At 63.5% G+C, this 288-nt stretch carries 1 protein-coding gene; it reads right to left on the minus strand.

Annotated elements, in window-relative coordinates:
* A partial coding sequence (locus tag V5F74_RS25995) for an AAA family ATPase (protein ID WP_394010509.1) occupies positions 1–272 on the minus strand: 272 nt, incomplete at its 3' end.
* Positions 273–288 lie beyond the last annotated feature (16 nt).

Here is a 288-nt window from a genome sequence, read left to right on the forward strand (position 1 = left end):
CCCGACTCCACGCAGCGGATGTCGTTGTAGCCGACCTTCATCACGTCCTCGAGCTCGAGGTCTTCCACCGAACCCGCGTTGGCGGCCAGCGAAAGGATGGTGTCCTGCGCCTTGGCGTGCAGGATCAGGCGGGTCGAGTCCGCCTTCGGGTCGCAGCCCACGATGAGGATGCGCTGACCAAGCTCGGTCAGGGCCGCAAGCGTGTTCTGGGACGTGGTGGACTTGCCGATGCCACCCTTGCCGTAAAACGCGATCTGTCGCAGCGAAGCCATCTTGCTCTCCTTCGAA

Origin of the sequence: Xanthobacter aminoxidans, from assembly GCF_043193615.1 — a bacterium.
In the GTDB taxonomy this organism is placed as follows: domain Bacteria; phylum Pseudomonadota; class Alphaproteobacteria; order Rhizobiales; family Xanthobacteraceae; genus Xanthobacter; species Xanthobacter aminoxidans.